Raw genomic sequence first — 23,722 nt, 5'->3', positions numbered from 1 at the left:
GATACAAAGGTTTACTTTGATCCACCATAGCTCCAGTCTCATCGAAATAATAAAGTCGACCATCAAGCTCAATGGCTGTGTTCTTTTTCACGACGCCATTTTCAACATAATACTGCTTGCCATCAATAGTCTTTAAGTTAGAGGCTACTGGTTTATAGTCAAGACTTGGCTGATTTGGTTGAACTGGCTTGTTAGGTTGAGACGGTTGATTTGGCTTGTTAGGCTGAGTCACAATAGTCACATTTGGTCTTGTACCGTTTGGACTTGTCACCGTCACGTTTGGCTTAGGCGTATTTGGCCCTGTGATAATGGTCACATTTGGTGTCGTACCGCTAGCTGTAATTGTGATATTAGTGTTGCGGTTGGCATTGATACGAATAGTGCTATCAGCAGCGAGTGTGGCGATTGATGGTGCTGCGTTGGTCAATACTCTAGGACTAGCTTGTGTTCTTTCTTGAACAGCTACCTGACTTGTTGCCTGAGTTTGTGAGTTGTTTTCAGCAGGCTGTGATTCTTGGGCACTGACTAGAGTCTGTGGCGTAACTGCTACTTCTTGACTGGTTTGTGCTTGAGCAGTTACCTCTTGACTAACCGCGCTTGTCGCAATCTGATAGCTTGTCCCTGCTGTTTCTACTGCTGAGACACTAGCTTGAGTACTAGCTTGCTCAGTAACAGTTGTCGTCACTAAACTTACAGTACCATCCTCACTCAATTGCTGCAAGCCATCACCAGTTGGTGTGCTTGTCTCATCTGCCTCTACTTTTCCTTGAGACAGAAGGCTTCCACCTGCCAAGGCAACCATGGAGAGGGTCGTTACCCCGATGGTCACCCAGCTTTTCTTGACCTTATGTAGTTTAAAACGTACCTTATTTTCCATTTATTTCAATTATCCTTTTTTCTATTGTTTTCTCTACTTTATGATATATTCAGACAAATTACAAATAGGAAATAGCCATATTACTTTCATAAATCTACGCTCAGTTCTCCAGTTTTATTAACTTTGATTACCAAAAATGAGAACTTACATGTGATGTGAGGTTTTGAATGGAAACTTTCGTTTCTCAAAGACCCTCAAAAACTTATCTTCAAGGGCTTTTAAACATTAAAGAGAGCTTCAAGTAACCTTAAGAGATAGCAAGACTATGAGAAAACTAAACCCTAAAAAGACAATTCTGAAAAGAAATTTTTAGATAGAAAGACCACTTTTTTCATCTAACTAAGACTGCTTCTTGTCTATGAGGAGTAAATATTAAAGCTCTTAGAGATTTTTTGAAATAAAATAGATACATTCTCTTTATTTCTGCCAGAAAGTTCTCTATTTTCTTGCAATTTTCTAGAAATTGGCAGAAAAACCTAGGAAAGCCACTGGATTTCAGATATAATAATTCTTAGGAAAAGGAGGAAAATTATGAAAGTACATTCTAATTTTACTGGACAGACGTCCAAACATCGTCTTCTTGCGCTCTCATGCGCAACTGCTCTTGCAGGTTTTGCCTTTATCGCTAAACCTGCCCTTGCCGAGGAAGCTACAGCTGACAGCACTGCCAACCTCGACGCTAGCACTGCCACAACTGCCAATGTCGAGACAACAGCTGATCTCGTTGAGACAAAAGTTGTGGATGCCACACCAGCGACAGAAGCGACAGCCAATACTTCAGAAGAGGTAGCAACTCTCAGCACGGACTCAGCCACTAATCTCACTACCGTAACTGTTAGTCAAGAGCAAACACCTAATCAACCTGCTGTAACAACAAACGCAGTTGAGGCACAGATCGCTAATACTGAGTCAAGTGCTTCAACTGGCCACTATTACAGTGATGACCAAGGCAACTGGTACTATAAAGATGCCAACGGTGAAAACCTCAAAGGTGCTCAAACCATCGATGGGCAAAACGTTTACTTCCGTGAGAATGGTCAACAAGTTAAAGGTGGCCTGGCTAAATCAAATGGTTTCTTGGACCGCTACTACGACGTTGATTCTGGTGACCTTTGGACTAATCGCTATGTCGAATTCAGCGGTAACTGGTACTACCTTGGTAACGACGGAAAACCTCTTACAGGGGCACAAACCATTAACGGACAGGAAGTTTTCTTCCATCCTTATCACGGTTTCCAAATCAAGGGTGACTTTGCAGGCTACTACTCAGAAGTATCTACCGATGGTAACTACTACGATGGACAAACTGGGGACAAAGTTACTCACAAAGGTTTTGTTCAACGTAAAGACGGCGACTGGTTCTACCTCGATGACAAGGGTGACAAGGTAATGGGCCTACAAACTATTGACGGCAAGCTCTACTACTTCACTGCTAGTGGTGCATCAAAATACATCCAATATGGAAAACAAGTTAAAGGGGAAGCTATTTCCTTTGTTAACAACTCTAAATATGCACCTGTCTATGGGGTTGGTACTAATGACAAGGTAACACAGCGTTACTACTTTGATGAAAACACTGGTGAGGCTGTTAAGAACCGTTATATCTACCTCCAAGGTGATTGGTACTACTTTGGTGAAGATGGTAATGCCATCCGCCCAGAATCTGGTGAAGCTGTTATTGATGGTCAAGTGGTTTACCTTTATCAATCTGGAAAACAAGCCAAAGGTGAACTTATCGACGTCAATGGTGTTCCACACTACTACGATGCCAATACTGGGGCCCGTGTATCAAACACCATTCTTACAATTAAAGGTAAGACCTACCAATTTGACGCTGACGGAAATGGAACACTTATTAGTTAGTGTAGTTATAGAGACTCCCTCTCAATAATGACAGTTTAAAATGATTTCAATCGCTCAACACAAAAGGAAGTCGTTCAAAATTGACTTCCTTTTTTATCTCACAAATAAATATTCTCCTACTTTAAGAAAACTTTAGGCTTTGCTTTATATACTATAACCATCCTAAAACTTTTCTTTTTCATAATCTCCTAAATCCAGGGCCCAGGTCCTGGATTTTTTTGTGTGAACGAAAATTATGACATTTGACTCATAGCTTTTCTTTTTTTGACTGATTAATCATCTCTAGGAAATAGGCATGGACCCTTGTGTCACCTGTTAATTCTGGATGAAAAGAGGTGACAAGCATTTGTTTTTCTTTGGTTGCCACGATAGCTCCGTTGACCTGAGCTAAAACTTCAACTTCTGGTCCAACGCTTTCAATGATTGGTCCACGAATAAAGACCATGGGAATCTCACCAACTCCCTTAAAGTCAGCATCTGTGCCAAATTTTTATTTAAGTCGTAACGATTTGTCATTGCAATCACCTCATATGTTTTTATGACCATTATTTTACACAGGATGATTTTTGAAAAAAAGAGTTTATTTTCTAAACTGTATGGGGACAATTGCACTTTCAATCACATTTATAGACGAAAAAATAAATCAATTAGGAAAAATCCTTTATAGACTATAACTATCACAAATATCAGAAGATTTTATAACAATGCCTCATTTTTGAATACGTTTTCTATTGAAATCATTAGAAAACAAGGATAAAATATAATTGTAACTTAATTTTTTAGCATGCGGTATGCTATTTCACCATAATAAGGGGGAAACTTATGGAAAACAAAGTTAGTTTCAAACTTCATAAAGTTAAGAAACATTGGATTACAATTGCTGCCTCAAGTTTGGCTATAGGAGCTTCACTAATTGGACTAGGACAGGTCGGAGCTGATGAAATCAAGCCTGAAACGACTGCCGTTAATAGTCCTGAAAATGTCGTCTCAGACAGCAATTTTGAGACAAGTGCTAGTCTCATTACAAGAACCGAAGTAGCTCCAACGAGTACCACTGTTGAGAATACTTCTAGTGAGACAGTCTCAACTGATACTGCATCTACTAATGTGGCTAGTCAGCCTACAGAAACGACTACTACGCAGCCTGCTAACGAGACGAATAAAAAGGTTGAGGCAGCTCCAGTTAATGAAACAACTACTGCTGATAGAGGTGCTGAACCTGCCACCAACAATCAAGATATAAAAGAAAATAAGTCAGAGGCCACTGAAGTCAGTGAGCATCCATTATCAGGGCAAGAAATCTCTATCACTCAAGGAAAATTCACATCCGACGATCAGGGCAATTGGTACTACACCAAAGACGGAAAAAATCTCACTGGATGGAATAATGTAGAAGATCGCGAATACTATTTCCAAGAAGATGGAAAACAGGTCAAAGGTCAATTTGTTGAGGTAAATGGAAAGAACTATTATTTAGACGACCATACTGGTATGCTCTTAGTCAATTGCTACCTCGACAAAGATGGAAAACATTATCAAATTGATGAGAATGGGGTTGTGACAGAGAGAACCAAACTGCCTACAAACATTACTGGTGGACATTTTGAAACTAATGATAAGGGGGAATGGTCATATATCACTTCACAAGGTGAAAAATTGACTGGTTTCCAATATGTGGACGGTGTTGAACTCTATTTTGACAAAGATGGGAAACAACTCAAAGGTCAAGAAATCACAGTTGATGGAAAAACATATTACTTAGATCAAAACACCGGTGCCCTTCTCAAAAATTCTTACCGCAATTGGTCTGAAAAACAGATTATCTCACGGTATAAAACAAACTACATTTACCATACTAGTTACTTCAACCGAGATGGCATCCGTGCCACAGGTCTCGTTAAAACAGCAGCTGGTTTCATTCACTATTTTGATGAAAAGGGAGAACTGCTTAAAAATGCAGCGGTTAATGTAGGAGATACAACCTATGTCTTTGGTGAAGGAGGACGCCTAGCTCGAAAATCCTTTATTTGGGATAAGGTAGATTTCACCTTCCCTGAAAATGTTAATTTTTATTATGGAGATGAAAAGGGTCACGCTGTTAAAGGACTTCAAACCATTGATGGTTACCAACTTTACTTTGATAAGAACGGGCGTCAAGCAAAAAATGAAATCGTTCAAATTAATGGTAAAACCTATTACTTTGATAAAGACAATGGACGTATGGTTAAAAATCAATGGGCCTCAGTCAATTTTGGTGGAATTAATCCTGCATCACAAGATTACCGGTCATATTATCTCGGAAATGATGGTGCTGCTGTGACTGGATGGCAAGATATTAATGGAGAACGCTTGTACTTCACTGATACCGGTCAATATGCTGCTAATGGTATCTATTCAATCAATGGTAAGAACTATCTATTTGAAAAGGGACAATTAGTTAAGGATGCTTACGGCGTTGTTGATAAGCCAGGGGCTAAAGTGAGATTCAAATATAGATACCGAACTAATGCAGATGGCGAAGTTCTAACAGGTAAACAAATCATCGATGGAACAGAGTATGTCTTTGCTTCAGATGGCCGTGTTGTCGATGGTGTCATAGGTTATGACAGCAAACTTTATCTAGTCAAAGATAGTAAAATAGAAAAGAACTATTTTGGAGCCTTCTTTTCTAAAAATCCAGTTTTGGGTGGAACTAGTTTCTCTGGAATCTACGGAACTGATGAAAATGGTGTCCTCCTCGAAGGTATCCAACGAGGCTTAGATGGTCAACTTCACTACTTCCAACCTGAGGTAAAAAGTGTTGATAAACCTACATGGAAAGAAATCAATGGCAAGCGCTATCGTCTAACAAAATCGTATCTAAAAGAAAGACATGCTGGTATGTATACCACTATTATCCTTACAGATACTACTTTGAAAGTCGATGACCAGACCTATACGATTGATAATGAGGGAGTTGCTACTGAGGTTACGGTCAAAAACCAATTTGTTCGTGACGACTTTTGGAATTGGTACTACTACGATGCTGATGGTAAGCTCCTAACTGGTCGTCAAATCATTGATGGTGTTCAGCTCTACTTTGATGCTAACGGTAAACAAGCCAAAGGTACTTTGATTGATATCGATGGGGATACTTACTATTATGACAAAGATAGCGGAGCTTTGTGGACCAATCGTAGTCTAACTCTCAATGGATTGACTTACGAAATTGATGACCAAGGCCGTGTGACATCGTCACTTCGAAATACCTTTGTTCAAGATAAAGATGATGACTGGACCTACCTCAAAGATAGGGGCCAAGTAGCTACCGGATGGCAGACCATTGATGGTGTCCGACTCTATTTTGATGGCAGTGGTAAGCAAATTAAAGGTGAGCGTATCCTTATAGATGGGAAGTACTACTATTTCGATAAAGATAGTGGTGAACTCCTCCGTAATGCATTCCATTCCTTTAATTCATATATTAAATACTTTGGCAATGATGGAGCACAAGTTTTTGGTTGGTACACACTAGATGGTCACCGTGTTTATTTTAAAGAAGACGGTCTACAAGCAAAGGATGATTTACTTTTGATTGATGGAAATTATTATTACTTCAATCGAGATGGTCAACTTCTTATTGATGGTTCAGCTAAATCATTTGGTAATATATATCTGGCAGATTCAGAAGGAAAAATATTAACCGGTTGGAGAGAGATTGACGGTAAGACCTATTACCTAGATCCAAGCAACAGAAGCTACTACTCTAATAGAGTAGCAGCTATAGATGGAAAGACCTATATGTTCGGTTCTTACGCAGAATTGTTACGTAATAAAACTCAGTACGGTTACGTTTCAGATGAAAATGGAATCGTTCGAACAGGATTCTACCATACTGAAAAAGGCTACCTCTGCTATCTTGAGCCAAGAGTAACTTCTCACTACAAACCAACTTGGAAGGAAATTGACGGTAAACTCTATCACTTTGAAAAATCAACTTCATTAGGGAAAGATTTATACGGTTCTCCAATCACAACCAATGCAACACTAGAAAAAGACGGTAAAACTTATATCATCGATGAAAATGGTGTGGCTACTGAGAAAGAGAATTAAAAAGGGAAGACAAAATATTTCTACCACTTTAAGAAAACTTTAGGATTTAACTTATATACTATAACCATCCTAAAACTTTTCTTTTTCATAATCTCCTAAATCCAGGACTCTAGATCCTGGATTTTTTTGCGCAAACATCAATTTCTCTCAAACATCACTACTGCAGTATTAATTGAAACTATAATTATGTATGCGTTTTCTATTGAGTTTGTTAGAAAATAAGGATAAAATATAATCATAAATTAATTATTTTGATTTTATGTCGTCTATCATTTCACGACATAGCATGCCAAATCACCATAATAAGGGGGAAAATTATGGAAAACAAAGTTCGTTTCAAGCTTCATAAAGTTAAGAAACATTGGATCACAATCGTTGCCTCAAGTTTGGCTATCGGGGCATCACTAATTGGACTAGGACAAGTCGGAGCTGATGAAGTCAAACCAGAAACGACTGCTGTTAACTGTCCTGAAAATGTCATCTCTGACAGCAATCTTGAGACAAGTGCTAGCCTCATTACAAGAACCGAAGTGGCTCCAACAAGCACTACTGTTGAGAATACTTCTGGTGAGACAGTCTCAACTGACACTACATCTACTAATGTCGCCAGTCAGCCTGCCAGTGAAACTGATAAGAAGGTTGAAGGAGTTACTACTGATAGAAGTACTGAAGTCTCATCCGAAACAAGCGACAACGCAACTACTTCACAGGAAACACCTTCCCAAGGTGGCAAGTTCACCTCAGATGATCAAGGTAACTGGTATTATCTAGACAGTGACGGTCACAAACTAACTGGCCCACAAACCATCGACAGCTTCAACCTCTACTTCCATGACAATGGCATCCAAGCAAAAGGTGAAAAGGTAACCATTGATGGCAAGGATTACTACTACGATAAAGATAATGGGCGAAAGGTAACTGATACAAGCATTGAAATAGATGGTAAAACCTATTTAGCAGATGCTGATGGCATCCTAACCGAAAAAACACAACTACCTACCCAAGTCGTGACCGGTGGCCATTTCCAATCTGACAACCAAAAAGATTGGTATTATTACACTGCTAATGGTGAAAAATTGACTGGTTGGCAAAATGTTGATGGTGTCATCCTTTATTTTGATAAAGACGGCAAACAAGTCAAAGGACAAAAACAAGAAATCGACGGCAAGCACTACTATTTTGCCTATCATAATGGTGCCTTAATGACTAATCAATGGTATGAACATATCATCTTTAATAGTTACAGAACCAACCCAATGTATACGCACCTCTTTGAATATCTAGGAGAGGACGGTGCTCCCGTTACAGGTTGGCATACAATCGATAACAAACGCTACTACTTCCAATCAGACGGCCTGAGAGCTCAAAATGATGTCGTAACCATTGATGGGAAGAAATATTTGTTTGATTATGACGGTCAATTGGTTAAGAACACGTATGGCATCGTTGAAAGACCTTCTATGTTTTTCTCTAGTAAAACAACTTACCACACTGATGCTGACGGCGTCATCCAAACCGGTAGACAGATTATTGATGGTAAGGAATACATTTTTACTGAAAATGGAGTTGTCTTAAACAGTATTATCACTTTTGAAAATAAAGATTATTTTGTCATTAATAGTGTAGTCCAAAAAAATAGCCTTAAAGCCTACTTTGCACCCGTTGTCTATCGAATCGAGGGCATCTTTAATGGAATCTATGGCACTGATGAAAACGGAATTGTCTTAAAAGGATTCCAACGAGGTATTGATGGTCAACTCCACTACTTCCAACCAGCAGTAAAAAGTGTCACTAAGCCTTCATGGGAGGAAATCAATGGGCAACGTTACCGATTGACAGATGGGGATTACGTCGAACCTACTGCTGGTATGCGTCCTACAATTATTGTCTCTAATACAACTTTGAAAGTTGATGACAAAGTCTATTCCTTTGATGACATGGGAATCTCAACTGAAGTTACACCTAAAAATCAATTTATTCGCGACGATTTTTGGAACTGGTACTACTACGACAAAAATGGTAAACTCCTAACAGGTCGTCAAACCATTGATGGTATTCAGCTCTACTTTGATAAAAATGGTAAGCAAGCAAAAGGGACTTTGGTTGACATTGATGGTGATACCTACTACTTCGATAAAGATAGCGGAGCTTTGTGGACTAACCGTACCATTGATCTTGGTGGCGTTACCTATAACATTGATGAAGAAGGACATGTCACATCATCTCTACGCAACACCTTTGCTCAGGACAAGGATGGCGATTGGACTTATCTCAAAGATAAGGGCCAATTAGCTACTGGATGGCAAACCATTAATGGTGTCCAACTCTACTTTGATGGCAGTGGTAAGCAAATAAAAGGTAAGCGTATCCTTATAGATGGGAAGTACTACTATTTCGCTGAAAACAATGGTGAACTCCTCCGTAATGCATTCTATCCGTACAATTACTTTTCTAAGCTCTACTTTGGCAACAATGGAGCTCAAGTTTTTGGCTGGTATACACTAGATAATCACCGGGTTTACTTTAAGGAAAATGGTCTTCAAGCAAAAGAAGAGTTGCTTCTAATTGACGGAAATTATTATTACTTCAATCAAGATGGCCAACTTCTAGTTGATGGTTCAGCTAAATCATTTGGTAAAATATATCTTGCAGATTCAGAAGGAAAACTATTATCCGGGTGGAGAGAAATTGACGGTAAGACCTATTACCTAGATCCAAGCAACCAATATCGCTATGCCAACACAACAGAAACCATAGATGGTAAGACCTATCTTTTCGGTTCTTATGCGGAATTATTGCGTAATGACACTAATTACTCATACGCTTCGGATGAAAATGGAATCGTTCGAACAGGATTCTACCGCACTGATGAAGGCTACCTCTGCTATCTTGAGCCTCAGGTAATCTCTTCCTACCAACCAACTTGGAAGGAAATTGACGGTAAGCTCTATCACTTCGAAAAATCAACTTCATTAGGGAAACATCTTTACGGTTCTCCAATCACAACCAATGCAACACTAGAAAAAGATGGTAAAACTTATGTCATTGATGAAAATGGTGTAGCAACTGAAAAGGTGAATTAAAGGGGAAAGACAAAATATTTTTCTCACTTTAAGAAAACTTTAGGCTTTGCTTTATATACTATAACCATCCTAAAACTTTTCTTTTTCATAATCTCCTAAATCTAGGGCTCAGGTCCTGGATTTTTTTGTGTTTCTAAACTCCTACGACTGCTAAAATAGTGACATTTCCCTTTCACTCACTTTTTATTGTAATCGTTTTCTCATTTTCCTTGAAACTCTCTGAAATAGCGCTATAATAGGACTTAGGAAAAAGGAGGAAAAATTATGAAAGTACATTCTAATTTTACTGGACCTAAGTCCACAAAACGTCTACTTGCATTCTCATGTGCAACTGCTCTGGCAAGTTTTGCCTTTATCGCAAGACCTGCCTTCGCTGAAGAGGTTAAAGCTGATAGCTTACCAAACCCTGACACGACTGCTGCTACAACCGCCAATGTGGAAACGACAGCAGACCTTGTCGAAACAAAGGTTGTCGAAGCTCCTGCTACTACTGAAAATGCCGCCAGCACTGATGGCACTACAAATGTCTCAGAACAAGCCGCAACTTCTGTTGCAAGTTCTGAAGTGGCCAGTGAGACAGCTACTACAGCTACTAGTGAAAGCCAAGCTTCTGCAGAATCATCTACAGCTCAAACACGTGAAGCTATAACTACAGACCGAGCTGCCAGTGAGATAGCTTCAGCTAGCGGAACTTCGAACGCTGAAACCAACGTCACCGGTGGTCACTACTATAGTGATAATCAGGGAAATTGGTACTACAAGGATACGAATGGGAAAAACCTCTTAGGCGAACAGACTATCGATGGCCAAAATGTTTATTTCCGCAGTAATGGGCAACAAGTTAAGGGGCCTTTATTCGGTTGGAATAATAATCTAATTCGTTACTACGATGTTGATACTGGGCAACTATGGACTAATCGATATCTTGAATACCAAGGTAATTGGTACTATTTAGGTGAAAATGGTTATCCACTCACTGGAGAACAAACTATCAACGGTCAAGAAGTCTACTTCGATTATAAAGGCGTTCAAGTAAAGGGTGACTTTAGCGGAGAATCTTATAGTTATCCAGATCAAACCTTCTATTACGACCCTAACTCTGGTGCTAGAGTAAGAAAAGAAGGGCTTGTCAACGACAAAGGAGGAAAAACCTACTACCTCAATAATGATGGCTCTAAGTTTACAGGAGTTCGTGAGATAGACGGAAACCTTTTTTATTTCAAAATATATGATGCTACTACCCCTGTCTATATTGGCTCTCTACAAAAAGGAATTAGCATCTCTCTTGAGGAGGGAAAAAATTCTCCACGCGGTAATAGTTATGGTTATGGTAATCCTACTAAAATCACCCGTCGCTACTTTTTTGACTCAATTACTGGTCAAGCCGTAAAGAATCGCTATATTAAAGAGTCTGACGGATGGTATTATTACGGGGAGGATGGTAATGCTATTCGTCCTCAAGATGGCGAAGTCAACATAGACGGTCAAATTGTCTATCTCTATGAAAATGGGCGTCAAGCTAAGGGAGAGCTTGTTCTCGACAATGGTATTCTTCGCTACTATGATCCTGATTCAGGAGCACGTGTTTCTAACACCACTCTAACAATTAATGGTATGACCTATCGATTTGACAAAAATGGCGTAGGTACGGATGCTCCAAACCCAAATGGTTATTATAGCGATGATAACGGAAACTGGTATTATAAAAACGTAAACGGAGACAACCTTACTGGAGCTCAAATTATCAATGGACAAAAGGTATTCTTCCGCGACAACGGTCAACAGGTTAAAGGGGCCTATACCAATGCCCGTAATAACCTTGTTCACTACTTCGATCCAGATTCTGGAGAACTCGCGACCAATCGTTATATCGAATACAACAAATCTTGGTACTACGTTGATAAAAATGGCAATACTTTAAAGGGTGCTCATACTATTGACGGTCACGAAGTCATCTTCAGTCGCTATGAAGGAACACAAATCAAAGGGGCATTTGCACGAGATGGCGTATATATGCCTGAGTACTATTACGATAAAGATAATGGTCGCAAAGTAACCAAAGCTGGGTTTGTTAAAGATATTAATGGCTTGACCTATTATCTAAATGACAAGGGTAACAAAGTCCTTGGACTTCATGAAATCAATGGTGATTTATATTACTTCCGTCAAGGAGGTGCCTATAAATACACCCAACTAGGTGATATGTGGCAAGATCGTATTAATTACATCGATGGTAAAATCTACTACTTCGATCAATTTGGTAAAGCTGCCAAAAATCGTTTTGTCTTTACTGAAGGAGCTTGGCACTATTTCTACGGCGATGGTGCAGCCGCTACTGGTGCCGTTAAAATTAATGGTCAAAACCTTTACTTCGATACAAATCATGGTAGACAAGTCAAAGGCGCTTTTGCACCAGATGGTCACTACTACGATGTAAACTCTGGTGAACTCGTCACCAACCAAACACGTACCATCAAGGGGGTAACATACCACTTTGATGAAAACGGTAATGCGACTAAAGTTTAAGACATCACTTACTTTAAGAAAACTTTAGGCTTTGCTTTATATACTATAACCATCCTAAAACTTTTCTTTTTCATAATCTCCTAAATCTAGGGCTCAGGTCCTGGATTTTTTTGTGTTTCTAAACTCCTACGACTGCTAAAATAGTGACATTTCCCTTTCACTCACTTTTTATTGTAATCGTTTTCTCATTTTCCTTGAAACTCTCTGAAATAGCGCTATAATAGGACTTAGGAAAAAGGAGGAAAAATTATGAAAGTACATTCTAATTTTACTGGACCTAAGTCCACAAAACGTCTGATTGCATTCTCATGTGCAACTGCACTTGCAAGTTTTGCCTTTATCGCAAGACCTGCCTTCGCTGAGGAAGCTAAAGCCGACAACGCATCAAACCTTGATGTGACTGCTGCTACCACTGCCAATGTGGAAACTACCGCTGACCTAGTCGAAACAAAGGTTATTGAAACTCCTGCTACTACTGAAAATGTAGCCAGCAATGAAAGCACTACAAATGTCTCAGAACAAGCCACAACTTCTACAGTAAGCTCTGAAGCTGCAAGTGAAACAGCTTCAACAACTGCCAGTGAAAGTCAGACATCTGTAGAATCGGCCTCAGGCCAAACACGAGAGGCTGTAACCACAGCCCGAGCTGCCAGTGAGACTGCAACAGCAACCACAGATACCAATAGTGAAACCAATGTCACTGGTGGTCACTATTACAGTGATAGCCTTGGTAACTGGTATTACAAAGATGCGAATGGTAAAATCCTAACTGGTACACAGAAAATCGATGGGGTCAACGTTTATTTCGATAAAAGTGGCATACAAGTCAAGGGGAATTTTTCAAGTGATAACCAATATTACGATGCTGATTCTGGTGCTCTTGTAACTGATCGTTATATTAATCATCTTGGTGGTGTTTACTATGTCGATAAAAATGGTAAACCATTAAAAGGTGCACAAACCATTCAAGGAAAACAAGTTTATTTCAATGATTCTAACGGCCTTCAAGTTCGAGACGAATTTGCTAATAATGGGCACTTCTATGATAAAGACGGTAACCTTGTAACCGATAGCTACGTTTTTAGCACTACATACAATTATAACAACACTATCTTTCCTTTCTATGTTGATAAAAATGGAGACAAAGTAAAGGGTGAACAAGTCATCAATGGAAAATCTGTCTATTTCGATCAGTATGATGGGAGACAGGTGCGTAATAGGTTTGCTGAAAATGGGCGTTTCTATGATCAAGATGGTAATTTAGTTGATTTAGGAAAAAAACACTACGTGTTCATTGATAACCATTGGTTCTATGTTGATGAAGACGGAAAGAACCTCAAAGGTGAACAAGTCATTGATGGTGTAAAAGTTTACTTTACCCCTTATTACGGATATCAAATAAAAGGGGATTTTAATTCTAACGGCCAATTCTATGACAAGGATACCGGTGAACTCGTGACAAACCGTTACATCCAATTAACACGGTACGAATCTAACGGTTCTATGGCTCCAACTTTAGAGACCCATTGGTATTATCTTGGGTCTGACGGGAAAGTGGTGACCGGTCCACAAGTTATTGACGGCATTCGTGTCTACTTTAACTATAGAGGACACCAAGCCAAAGGAGACTTTGGGTACGATGGTTTTTATTATGATAAAGACACTGGAGCACTCGTCAAAAATAGCTTTGTCTCCTTAGAGCAACCATCAGGAACCCTTATTTATTACCTCGATGACGAAGGCAATAGAATCAAGGGAGAACAAATTATTAATGGTAAACACCTCAACTTCGGTGAATACGGTATCCAAGTTAAGGGAAATTTCGCTCCTAATGGACTTTTTTATGATGCAGTTACGGGAGAACCTGTCACTAATCGTTATGTTCAAATCAATGACCAGAGTAACACATATGAGACCAAAAATAATAAAGATAAATGGTTCTATATCGGTTCAGATTCTAAAGCTCTCAAAGGGGAACAGGTCATTAACGGCGTAACTGTATTCTTTGACAAAGATGGGGTTCAAGCTAAAGGGATTTTCGCAGATGACGGTTTCTATTATGATAAAGATTCGGGTGCACGCGTTAATCTTGGCAATAATCAGTTTGTTCAAGTGAATGGTGACTGGTACTATCTTAATAATGAAGGTAAAATTGTAAAAGGTGAACAAGTCATTGATGGCAACAGTCTTTACTTTGGTAAAGATGGCAAGCAAGTTAAGGGAAACTTTGCTGAAAATGGGGTATACTACGATGAAAATTCAGGAGTGCGGGTAACCAATCGTTATGTTAACTTCGATAACAATTGGTATCGAATTGGTGCTGACGGTACTGCTCTTAAAGGTGCTCAGGTCGTTGATGGGCATAATGTTTTCTTTGACTCAAACGGTAAACAGATTAAAGGCGAATTCGGTTCGGATGGCTACTATTACAGTAAAAATTCAGGAGACCGAGTAGACTTAGGAAAAAATCATTATCAAAATATAAATAATAATTGGTATTTTATTGGTAATGACGGCAAAAGTCTTACTGGTGAACAAGTCATTGACGGTGTTGAGGTCTACTTCGATAGCACTGGTAAGCAGGTTAAAGGGAACTTTGCTGAAAACGATTCATTTTACGATAAAGATAGTGGTGCCCGCCTTAAGGAACAATTTGTTGAATTGAATGGCAAAACTTATTATGTTGATGCTAAAGGCAAAAGACTAAGAGAAGGGGGAGTTCGAACTATCAATGGTAAAGAGTATGTCTTTACGTATGGTGCAGATCCGCACCTTGCTAAAGGAGAATTTCTACATCCTTATGGCTACTCTTCATTCTATGATTTGAACAACAAAGAAGTCAAAGGACCTCAATTCGTTGAGGCTAAAAACGGTAATAGATATTACATTACCGCTTCTGGTCACGTTCCATTCGGGCTTCACATTATCAACGGAGAACTTTATATGTTTGATGCTCCGACAAATAAATATGCTGATGGATTGGTTAGAGCGAATGGCTTAACTGAAGACTATTTCCCATCACTTATTCCTAATGGTAGCCATATCTATTACTTTGATAAGGAAACAGCTACCGCTATAAAAAACCAATATAAAGAGGTTGAAGGTAACTGGTATTACTTTGGACCTAATTGGTATGCACTAACGGGTGAACAAACCATTGACGGGGCTCATGTCTATTTCCATAGAGACGGCAAACAAGCTAAAGGGGAACTAGTCACTGTAAACGACAAACTTCATTACTATGATCCTAACAATGGTGCACGTACTGAGAACACTACCCTCACTATCAAAGGTAAGACCTACCAATTTGATGCTGAGGGAAATGGAAAACTCCTCAATTAGTGTAAGTGAGCAGTGCTCATTTTGAAAAAGGAAATCCACTTTCTACTTTAAGAAAACTTTAGGCTTTTCTTTATATACTATAACCATCCTAAAACTTTTCTTTTTCATAATCTCCTAAATCCAGGGCACAGGCCTTGGATTTTTTTGTTTTTTTAAACTCTTGTGACTGCTAAAATTGTGAAATTTACCTTGTTAATCACTTTTTAATGTAATCGTTTTCTTATTTTCCTTGAACCTATCTAAAATAGCGCTATAATAGGACTTAGGAAAAAGGAGGAAAAATTATGAAAGTACATTCTAATTTTACTGGACCTAAGTCCACAAAACGTCTGATTGCATTCTCATGTGCAACTGCACTTGCAAGTTTTGCCTTTATCGCAAAACCTGCCTTCGCTGAGGAAGCTAAAGCCGACAACGCATCAAATCTTGATGTGACTGCTGCTACCACAACCAATGTGGAAACTACGGCAGACCTCGTCGAAACTAAGGTTGTTGAAGCTCCTGCTACTACTGGAAATGTAGCTAGCACTGAAAGCACTACAAATGTCTCAGAACAAGCCACAACTTCTACAGCAAGTTCTGAAACTGCCAGTGAAACAGCTTCAACAACTGCAAGCGAAAGTCAAGTACCTGCAGAATCAGCCTCAGGCCAAACACGCGAAGCTATAACTACAGACCGAGCTTCCGGTGAGACTGCAACAGCAACCGCAGATACCAATAGTGAAACCAATGTTACCGGTGGTCAATACTACAGTGATAAGTATGGCTACTGGCATTACAAAGATGCTAGTGGTAAAGATTTGACTGGACCACAAACTATTGATGGCGTTAAGGTCTACTTCAATACAGGCGGTGTTCAGGTTAAAGGGGAATTTGCCTGGGACGGTCACTATTATGACAAAGACTCTGGTGCTCTTGTTACTAATAAATTCATTGATAGTTACAGTAGCAGATATTACCTAGATGAAAATGGCAATAAAGTAATCGGTCCCAAAGAAATTAATGGAGAATGGAATTATTTTGACGACTACGGTGAACAAGTTAGGAATAGATTTGCTTCTGATGGCCGTTATTACGACAAGGACGGAAAACAAGTTGATTTCGGGACAAACCGTTATTTTCAACTTGGTGATTATTGGTTTTACGCCGGTAAGGACGGTGCTATCTTAAAAGGTGAGCAAACTATTGATGGCGTTAAGGTTTACTTTTATCAAAGCGGCGTTCAAGTTAAAGGGTATTTTGTTAGAAATGATACTGACAATAAGGAACATTATTACGACAAAGATTCTGGTGCACTAGTCACTAATAACTATGTTATTGCCTACGATAACTATACCCACCAAAATGAACGCTACTATGTGGATGATCAGGGTGTTCGTGTAAAAGGTGCTAAAACTATAAATGGTAAACAGGTTTACTTTGCATATGATGGAAGACAAGTCTTCGACAATTTTGGTAATGATGGTTACTTTTACGATCAGGACGGTAATCGTGTTGATCTTGGTGCCAATCGTTATGTTCAAATCAAAGGTAACTGGTACTACGTCGGTAACGATGGAAAAATCTTGACCGGTAAACAAACTATTGATGGTGCTCATGTCTACTTTGGCTACAACGGTATCCAAGTGAAAGGAGATTTTGACTACAACAAACAATTTCATGATAAAGACTCTGGAAATCTAGTTACTAATCGTTTCGTAACAGTTAAAGACAAAACCTACTTTATTGGAGCTGATAGTAAAGCTATCAAAGGGGCAACAGTCATCGACAACATTGAATACTTCTTTGATAAAGAAACTGGTGCTCAAGTTAAAGGAAATTTCGCAAGAAACGATAAATACTACGATGGGGTCACTGGTGCTCTCGTAACCAATAGCTATGTCCAAGTTGGTAAAGACTGGTACTATGTTGGAAATGACGGAAAGCCCCTCAAAGGCTCTCAAACCATTAATAATGTTCCTGTATACTTTGATCCTTATGGGGGTAGACAAGCTAAAGGAGTCTTTGGTGATGATGGTTACTTCTACGACAAAGATTCTGGTGCTAAAGTAGATTTGGGAACAAGTCGTTATGTCCAAGTTAACGATAATTGGTACTATGTCAATGCTGAAGGTAAGATTCTCAAAGGCGAACAGACCATCGATGGGGTTCAAGTCCATTTTGATACTAAAACAGGGCAACAAATTAAAGGGGGCTTTACTGACAAAGATGGTAAATTAGTCATAAAAGAAAAATATTATCTATCTGGTACTCCTATGAGATATTATGATAAAGACTCCGGTGCTCTTGTAAAAAATCAATACTTCAACCATAATGGTAAATGGTACTATGCAGATGCAGAAGGTAATATCCTTAAAGGCTCACAAACCATCGATGGGGTAGACGTTTACTTTGACTATAATGGTGTACAAGCTAAAGATACTGTTCTTAATGGTTACTACTACGATAAAGATACTGGCGCACGGAAAGAGCTCCCTCGTGATCAGTTTATAAAGATTGGCAATGATTTATACTACATTAGCAGTAAAGGTCGAACTGGAAGTATAAATGTTGGTGGTAAAGATTACTATGTTGTGCAAAACGGAAAGGTTCTTCGTGGTTCCTTTAACATATATCAAAGACCACCTTACTATGATGACGAAACTGGCGAAGCTGTAGAAAAAACTGGTTTTGTTAACTCTCGTGGTAGTTGGTTCTACCTAGAAAACGGTGAAAAAGTCGCAGGTTTTAAAGAAATTGATGGTAAGCTTTACTATTTCACTAACAATCCAATGAACAAATACGAAACACACGAACAAGTTCGTGGAAAATTAGCTAGACCTAAGTTTTATATTTCTTTTCCTAGCAGAGCAGAAAACAATCCAACCTACTACTTCGATGCTGAAACTGGTGCTGCTGTAACTAATCAATTCATTAATTGGAAGGGCAACTGGTACTACTTTGGTAACGATGGAAAGGCTCTTCTCTTTGATCAAGTTATCAATGGTCAACACCTCTACTTTGATTATGAAGGTAAACAAGTGAAGGGTGATTTCGTTACAGACTACAAGGGAACTCGTTACTACGATGAAAACTCTGGTGAACTCGTCACCAACCAAACACGTACCATCAAAGGTGTGACTTATCATTTTGATGAAAATGGACGTGTGAAACAATTGTAAAATAAGTCCGAAAATCGACTAAAATGATTCTCATTCGTCATACAGATAAAAAACAAACAAAAAGCCCAAATCAATAGTTTGATTTGGGCTCTTTGTTAGGTAAAGAATTATTGGTCCTTTTTTAATCTTTTTAAATGTTTATATAGACCGTGAGCACGATCCAGTTGCATGGATTCGATAGGACGTTTGCCCTTGATATAGAGATTACCATTGGTTGCATTCATCAACCCTGTTTTAGAAATGGCATAACCGGTAATCATGCCACTATAGAGGAATTTTTCCAGTTCCTTGACATCTAATACTCTGCTTGAAGGTTCAAGATTACCATATTCTGCTTCATAGATATCCACTAGTCTTTTAAACTTATAGGCTGTTTTTATGGGCATATCTCCGATATTTCCCTTTGCATAATAATGATAAAGATTCTGTGGGCTTAAGTCTGCAGATGCCACCTCTTGACCGTTGGGAGAGTAAGGTTGTGATTTAATGAAAGTATTGAGCTTTCCAATATCAATGTAAGAGTCGCTGTCATTTTCCTTAGTAATAGGAACTTCAACCTTATCAACAGTCTCTCTACATCTTATAGTAGCCAATAATTCGTAAGGCTCGACTCTAAGTCTTTTGGAGAATTTTTCCAAAGTATCAAGCGAAACCGTTCCTGTTTGATTGATTAAATTATAGTTGGTTTGAGCCATGCCAGATGATACCACAAAGGCTGTCATGCGTTCTCTGACTTGGTCCTCATCCATATCTTCCGTAATCTCTAGCTTCTTACGAATATTGTTCCACAAGTTTTGCGTGACCTGATCAGGATTTCTTGGAAACTCAAAAACTTCATGCTGGTTGTCTTGAGATAAAAGCATGCCAAGTGTGATATTTTTCCCAGTAACCTTGGCCAGACCGTTAGTAATCGTTACAATTTTTGGGATATTTCCCTTGGGCTTGTTCATAAAAAGCATCCTAAGGCTTCCCGAAGGAATTCCTGTCGCTTCTGAAAGCTCTCTGTAACTCTTTTTATCTTTCCAAAACTCCCCAATACGAGCTTTTTCCGCATTTTCCCAGAAAAGCTCCTTAAGGGGTTTGGAGGCATTCGGATCATCCGATAATAGTCGTTTTGACATAATTGTCTCCCTCTAAAATTGCTGTTTAAAATTAGTCCGAATCTATTATCTCATATTTTTAACAAAATTAAAAATTAATTTTTAATCAGACTCTCATTGTCTAACTATTACTACAATGGCATTTTAATATCTCAACTAGAAATCAACCTTAAAACTCCCCTCGTACACGCAACGAGGGGAGTTGTTTTACTAATAATTCCAGTTTACCAAGAGATAAATGAGACTCGAGCCAAACATATCAGCCAAGGCATGGACTAGGAAGAATGGAAGGAGGTTTTTGACCTTATATTTATAAAGGAAATAATAGAGTAGACCAAAGACCACACCGATAACCAGAGCCCACAGCATGCCCTGATAGGTATGGAAGGACACACGGACAAGGGTTGAAAAGAGCAAGACCCACCACTTATACTTGTCCTTAACTGAGGTCAAAAGTCCTAGGAAGAAAAATTCCTCGTAGAAACCGTTGAGCAGTCCGTAGGCAATAGCCATAGGTGAGAGAGCCAGAAACTTATTAAGCACGGCCATAGGGCTAACAAAAGCTAAAACTTGAGGACTAAAGTAATTATACTGGCCTGACAAGGTACTAACCATATCGGCGAAGAGACCCATAATAGCGAAAATAAAGGGTACCCAAAAGAGAACAGACCACTTTAGGCGTATAGGTAATTGTTTAAAGTCAAAATGACGAATCCAAAGATAAATAATCGCTAAGGTTAGGAGAATAACCTGTAAGTTGAAATTACTTGAGTAGGCTGCTCCTTCACTAGCTGTATTTGTTGATGTCTCACTGATTGCTGTGGAAACACTTGGAGCCAAACTTGCCAAATATATTTGGGTCGAACGGACAATAAACTGACCAAACATAATGAGTGTAACAATAATGATGTCAAACCATCTCAATTCCTTGAGTGGTTGCTCGGGACGAATTTTCTTTAGTAAAGACATAGTCTCTCCTTCCTTTCTATCATCTTCATTGAAGACTGTTTTATTCTTTAAGTCAATTTTAAGTAAAAAAACTTAAAATTTCACTAAAATTTGCAGTAAATTAGTAATTAGCTTAAGGAAAGAAAAAAGCAAGGGAAAGCACGTTTCCTTTGCTTCAATTTAATGATTAATCGTTCTTTTTAACAACACTAAATAAGACAAGGAGTTGGAAAATAGCTAGAGCAAATAGGACCATAAAGCCTTTTCGACTTCCTTGTGCTGTTGCTTGCGCAAAATCAATCTTGTGATTTGCTTGACTCATAGCAACAATTAAAGATGCTAGTGTTGTTCCCACTGCTCCTGCAAATTGTTGGAGCGTGTTAAAAATGGCATTGGCATCAGCGCGTTGATCAAGTGACAATTGTTTCTGTCCATTGGTCATGACATTACCAAAAGCAACTCCAAGCCCCGTCATAAAAATCATGTAAAAGACGAGGATTAAAGTATTTGAAAGAGAAAGACCAAACAAGCTAAATAGCAACTGAGCAAGTACGATAAGGATTGCTCCAATCAGAATCGGTTTACGTGCCCCCATCTTATCCAAAATGATACCCGAGAATGGTGCAAATCCTGCACCAATAATAGCACCTGGAAGCAACATTAAAGCTGCAAAAGTGGTATTTGAGTGGTTAACCAACTGAACATAGTTTGGCAAGAGGAAACTCATCGCAAGGGATCCCAGTTGAAAAGAAAAGAAAGCGACGATATGACCGGTCAGTTTACGATTTTTCAAAATTGATAGATTGATAATGGGATTGTCCAATTTAATTGAACGCCAAATCAAAATGACAAGACCTAAGCTACCAATCAAAAGCCATCCTAAGACTGAGAAACTGAAGAAAGCATGATCAGCAATCCCATGAAGGCCTAGAATCAAGCCCAAGAAAAGAAAGATGGTAGCCAGTAGACTGAGGATATCTAAAGATTCACGTTTAACCTCACTCTTTTGCTCAATGGAACGAATCCCCACAATGAGAGAAGCTAGTAAAATAGGTAACTGAACTAAAAAGATGGAACGCCAACCAAAATGTGCAGTCAGAATTCCACCAACAGTCGGACCAATGGCTGGAGCGACAGCTGTAATCAGTGTACCAACTCCCATCATGAGGCCAATCTTACGACTTGGCACCTGCTCCAAAATGATGTTAAACATGAGAGGTAGGGCAAAACCAACACCCATCCCCTGAACTAAACGCCCCAGAACGACAAGACCAAAACTAGGAGCCATAAAGTCGATGAGGACACCTAAGATAGACAAAAGGTTTGCGATAAGAAAGATGGTTTTCATCTTAAATGAACGCTTGAGATAGGCAGATAAGGGAACCACACAAGCAACCACTAGCAGGTAGATGGTTGTAACCCACTGTACTGTTGACGTATTAACCGAAAATGCCTTCATCAATACAGGAAAGGTAATGTTCATAGCTGTTTCACCAGCCACTCCACAAAAAGAAAGGATGCCTGTCGCAAAGATGGCACACAGGACCTTGGTGGAGATTTTTTCTTCTGACATGAGTATTTATTCCTCCTAGATAAACTTAAAGATTACGATAATGTTGTAAGATTTTGAGAAAGATTTCTCTCTCTTCAGCTGAAAATTGCTGGGCAAACTCCTCCTCTTCTTTACGAAGATAGGATTGACAGGCAGACGCGATTTTCACCGCCTTAGTCGTTAAAACAACTGCTTTTTGCCTAGCGTCTTTCGATGAGGTATGGCGTTCGATAAGACCTTTTTTCTCCATACGCTGTAAGAGAACTGTTGTTGTAGACCTTTGAATGTCAAATTCGTGCTCAATGTCACGTTGAAACACCTCATGCTTAGCATGATTAATTATAAAATCGATAATGGCCATCTGATTTCCCGTCAGATCATATTGTTGGGCAAACTGATCAAAGTGGCGCATCATATTGTTATTGGCTTGCTTCAACAAGCGTCCAAAATGGTCCAAAAAATAACTCCTTAACTATATTGTTAGCTAACTAGCGTTATTTAGTATAAGCGTTTTAGAAGGTAATGTCAATAACTTTTCAAGGGATTTCCAATTCAACTTTCAATAGATTTCAAAAAAACTCAAGGGCTTAAATCCTTGAGTTGCTTTATTTAGTCTTTCTTTACAGGAATTTCCTTGATAACACGCGCTGGATTCCCGCCTAGAACCACATTGTCACCAAAGGACTTGGTCACGACGGCTCCTGCTCCAGCTACTACATTATTCCCCAATGTAACTCCTGGAAGAATAGTCACGCCTCCACCAGCCCAGAAGTTATCACCAATGGTTATTGGAGCACCGTATTCAATGCCTGAATTGCGTTCAATTGGATCAAGCGGATGTAAGGGCGTCAAAAACTGACAATTGGGACCAATCATGGCATTCTCCCCAATCGTAATAGGACAGATGTCCAGCATAGTCAAGTTCCAGTTAGAGTAAAAATTTTCACCCAGATGAATATTAACACCGTAATCCGTAACGAACTGAGGTTTCATAGCAATATTTTCCCCAGTAGACCCAAACCACGATTTAACAATTTCAGCCCTCTTGAGACGGTCAGGTTCCGCATTAAAGGCCATTTGCTTTTCTCTAGATTTAGCTGCTAGGGCACGCAACTCAGGGTCGCTAGGTTTATAAAACTCACCCGCAATCATTTTTTCATATTCTGTCGGCATGGCAT

The 23,722-nt window shown here is 39.1% G+C and carries 12 protein-coding genes and 1 pseudogene; 6 read left to right on the top strand and 7 right to left on the bottom strand.

Annotated features, from left to right (window positions below; all coding sequences use genetic code 11):
- The coding region (locus tag RWZ99_RS05995) for a KxYKxGKxW signal peptide domain-containing protein (RefSeq protein ID WP_314677070.1) at positions 1 to 877 on the bottom strand (877 nt) is incomplete at its 3' end.
- A 531-nt stretch (positions 878 to 1,408) separates the two neighbouring features.
- Here RWZ99_RS05995 and RWZ99_RS05990 point away from each other — a divergent pair.
- Positions 1,409 to 2,740 carry a cell wall-binding protein gene (locus RWZ99_RS05990; protein WP_314677069.1) on the top strand — a complete coding sequence of 444 codons (1,332 nt, stop codon included), beginning with the start codon at positions 1,409 to 1,411 and terminating at the stop codon, positions 2,738 to 2,740.
- Positions 2,741 to 2,987: 247 nt separating this feature from the next.
- On the opposite strand, the pseudogene RWZ99_RS05985 reads toward RWZ99_RS05990, so the two are convergent.
- A pseudogene (locus RWZ99_RS05985) lies at positions 2,988 to 3,227 on the bottom strand (pyridoxal 5'-phosphate synthase glutaminase subunit PdxT); the annotation flags it as partial.
- Positions 3,228 to 3,562: 335 nt separating this feature from the next.
- Between RWZ99_RS05985 and RWZ99_RS05980 the strand changes: the two are divergent.
- The 5 genes from RWZ99_RS05980 (at position 3,563) to RWZ99_RS05960 (ending at position 18,944) form a co-directional block, all read left to right on the top strand.
- Positions 3,563 to 6,832 (top strand): KxYKxGKxW signal peptide domain-containing protein, encoded by a 3,270-nt coding sequence (locus RWZ99_RS05980; RefSeq protein ID WP_314677068.1) that lies wholly within the window; start codon positions 3,563 to 3,565, stop codon positions 6,830 to 6,832.
- 317 nt (positions 6,833 to 7,149) lie between these two features.
- Complete coding sequence (locus RWZ99_RS05975) at positions 7,150 to 9,915, top strand: KxYKxGKxW signal peptide domain-containing protein (protein ID WP_314677066.1); 2,766 nt, start codon at positions 7,150 to 7,152, stop codon at positions 9,913 to 9,915.
- Positions 9,916 to 10,179: 264 nt separating this feature from the next.
- Positions 10,180 to 12,441, top strand: coding sequence for a glucosyl transferase (locus RWZ99_RS05970; protein WP_314677065.1), 2,262 nt, complete (start codon positions 10,180 to 10,182; stop codon positions 12,439 to 12,441).
- A 249-nt stretch (positions 12,442 to 12,690) separates the two neighbouring features.
- On the top strand, positions 12,691 to 15,783 hold the full coding sequence (locus RWZ99_RS05965) for a hypothetical protein (RefSeq protein WP_314677063.1): 3,093 nt from the start codon (positions 12,691 to 12,693) through the stop codon (positions 15,781 to 15,783).
- Positions 15,784 to 16,067: 284 nt separating this feature from the next.
- Positions 16,068 to 18,944: a glucosyl transferase gene (locus tag RWZ99_RS05960; RefSeq protein ID WP_314677062.1), complete on the top strand. Its 2,877-nt coding sequence runs from the start codon at positions 16,068 to 16,070 to the stop codon at positions 18,942 to 18,944.
- Positions 18,945 to 19,051: 107 nt separating this feature from the next.
- Here RWZ99_RS05960 and RWZ99_RS05955 read toward each other — a convergent pair whose 3' ends face one another.
- The 5 genes from RWZ99_RS05955 to RWZ99_RS05935 form a co-directional block, all read right to left on the bottom strand.
- Positions 19,052 to 20,065 (bottom strand): hypothetical protein, encoded by a 1,014-nt coding sequence (locus tag RWZ99_RS05955; protein WP_314677061.1) that lies wholly within the window; start codon positions 20,063 to 20,065, stop codon positions 19,052 to 19,054.
- 189 nt (positions 20,066 to 20,254) lie between these two features.
- Positions 20,255 to 21,013 (bottom strand): CPBP family intramembrane glutamic endopeptidase, encoded by a 759-nt coding sequence (locus tag RWZ99_RS05950; RefSeq protein ID WP_314677060.1) that lies wholly within the window; start codon positions 21,011 to 21,013, stop codon positions 20,255 to 20,257.
- Positions 21,014 to 21,179: 166 nt separating this feature from the next.
- Positions 21,180 to 22,565 carry an MFS transporter gene (locus RWZ99_RS05945; protein ID WP_314677059.1) on the bottom strand — a complete coding sequence of 462 codons (1,386 nt, stop codon included), beginning with the start codon at positions 22,563 to 22,565 and terminating at the stop codon, positions 21,180 to 21,182.
- A gap of 25 nt (positions 22,566 to 22,590) precedes the next feature.
- Entirely contained in the window at positions 22,591 to 23,001 is a 411-nt protein-coding gene (locus RWZ99_RS05940; RefSeq protein WP_314677058.1) for a MarR family winged helix-turn-helix transcriptional regulator, read from the bottom strand.
- A 152-nt stretch (positions 23,002 to 23,153) separates the two neighbouring features.
- A complete protein-coding gene (locus RWZ99_RS05935) occupies positions 23,154 to 23,717 on the bottom strand; it encodes a sugar O-acetyltransferase (protein WP_314677071.1) in 564 nt (187 codons plus the stop codon).
- Between the last annotated feature and the right edge of the window lie 5 nt (positions 23,718 to 23,722).

It is taken from the genome of uncultured Streptococcus sp. (genome assembly GCF_963545685.1).
Taxonomy (GTDB): Bacteria; Bacillota; Bacilli; order Lactobacillales; family Streptococcaceae; genus Streptococcus.
The sequence above is the reverse complement of the archived record's forward strand: the minus strand, read 5'-3'. Positions and strand labels throughout refer to the sequence as shown.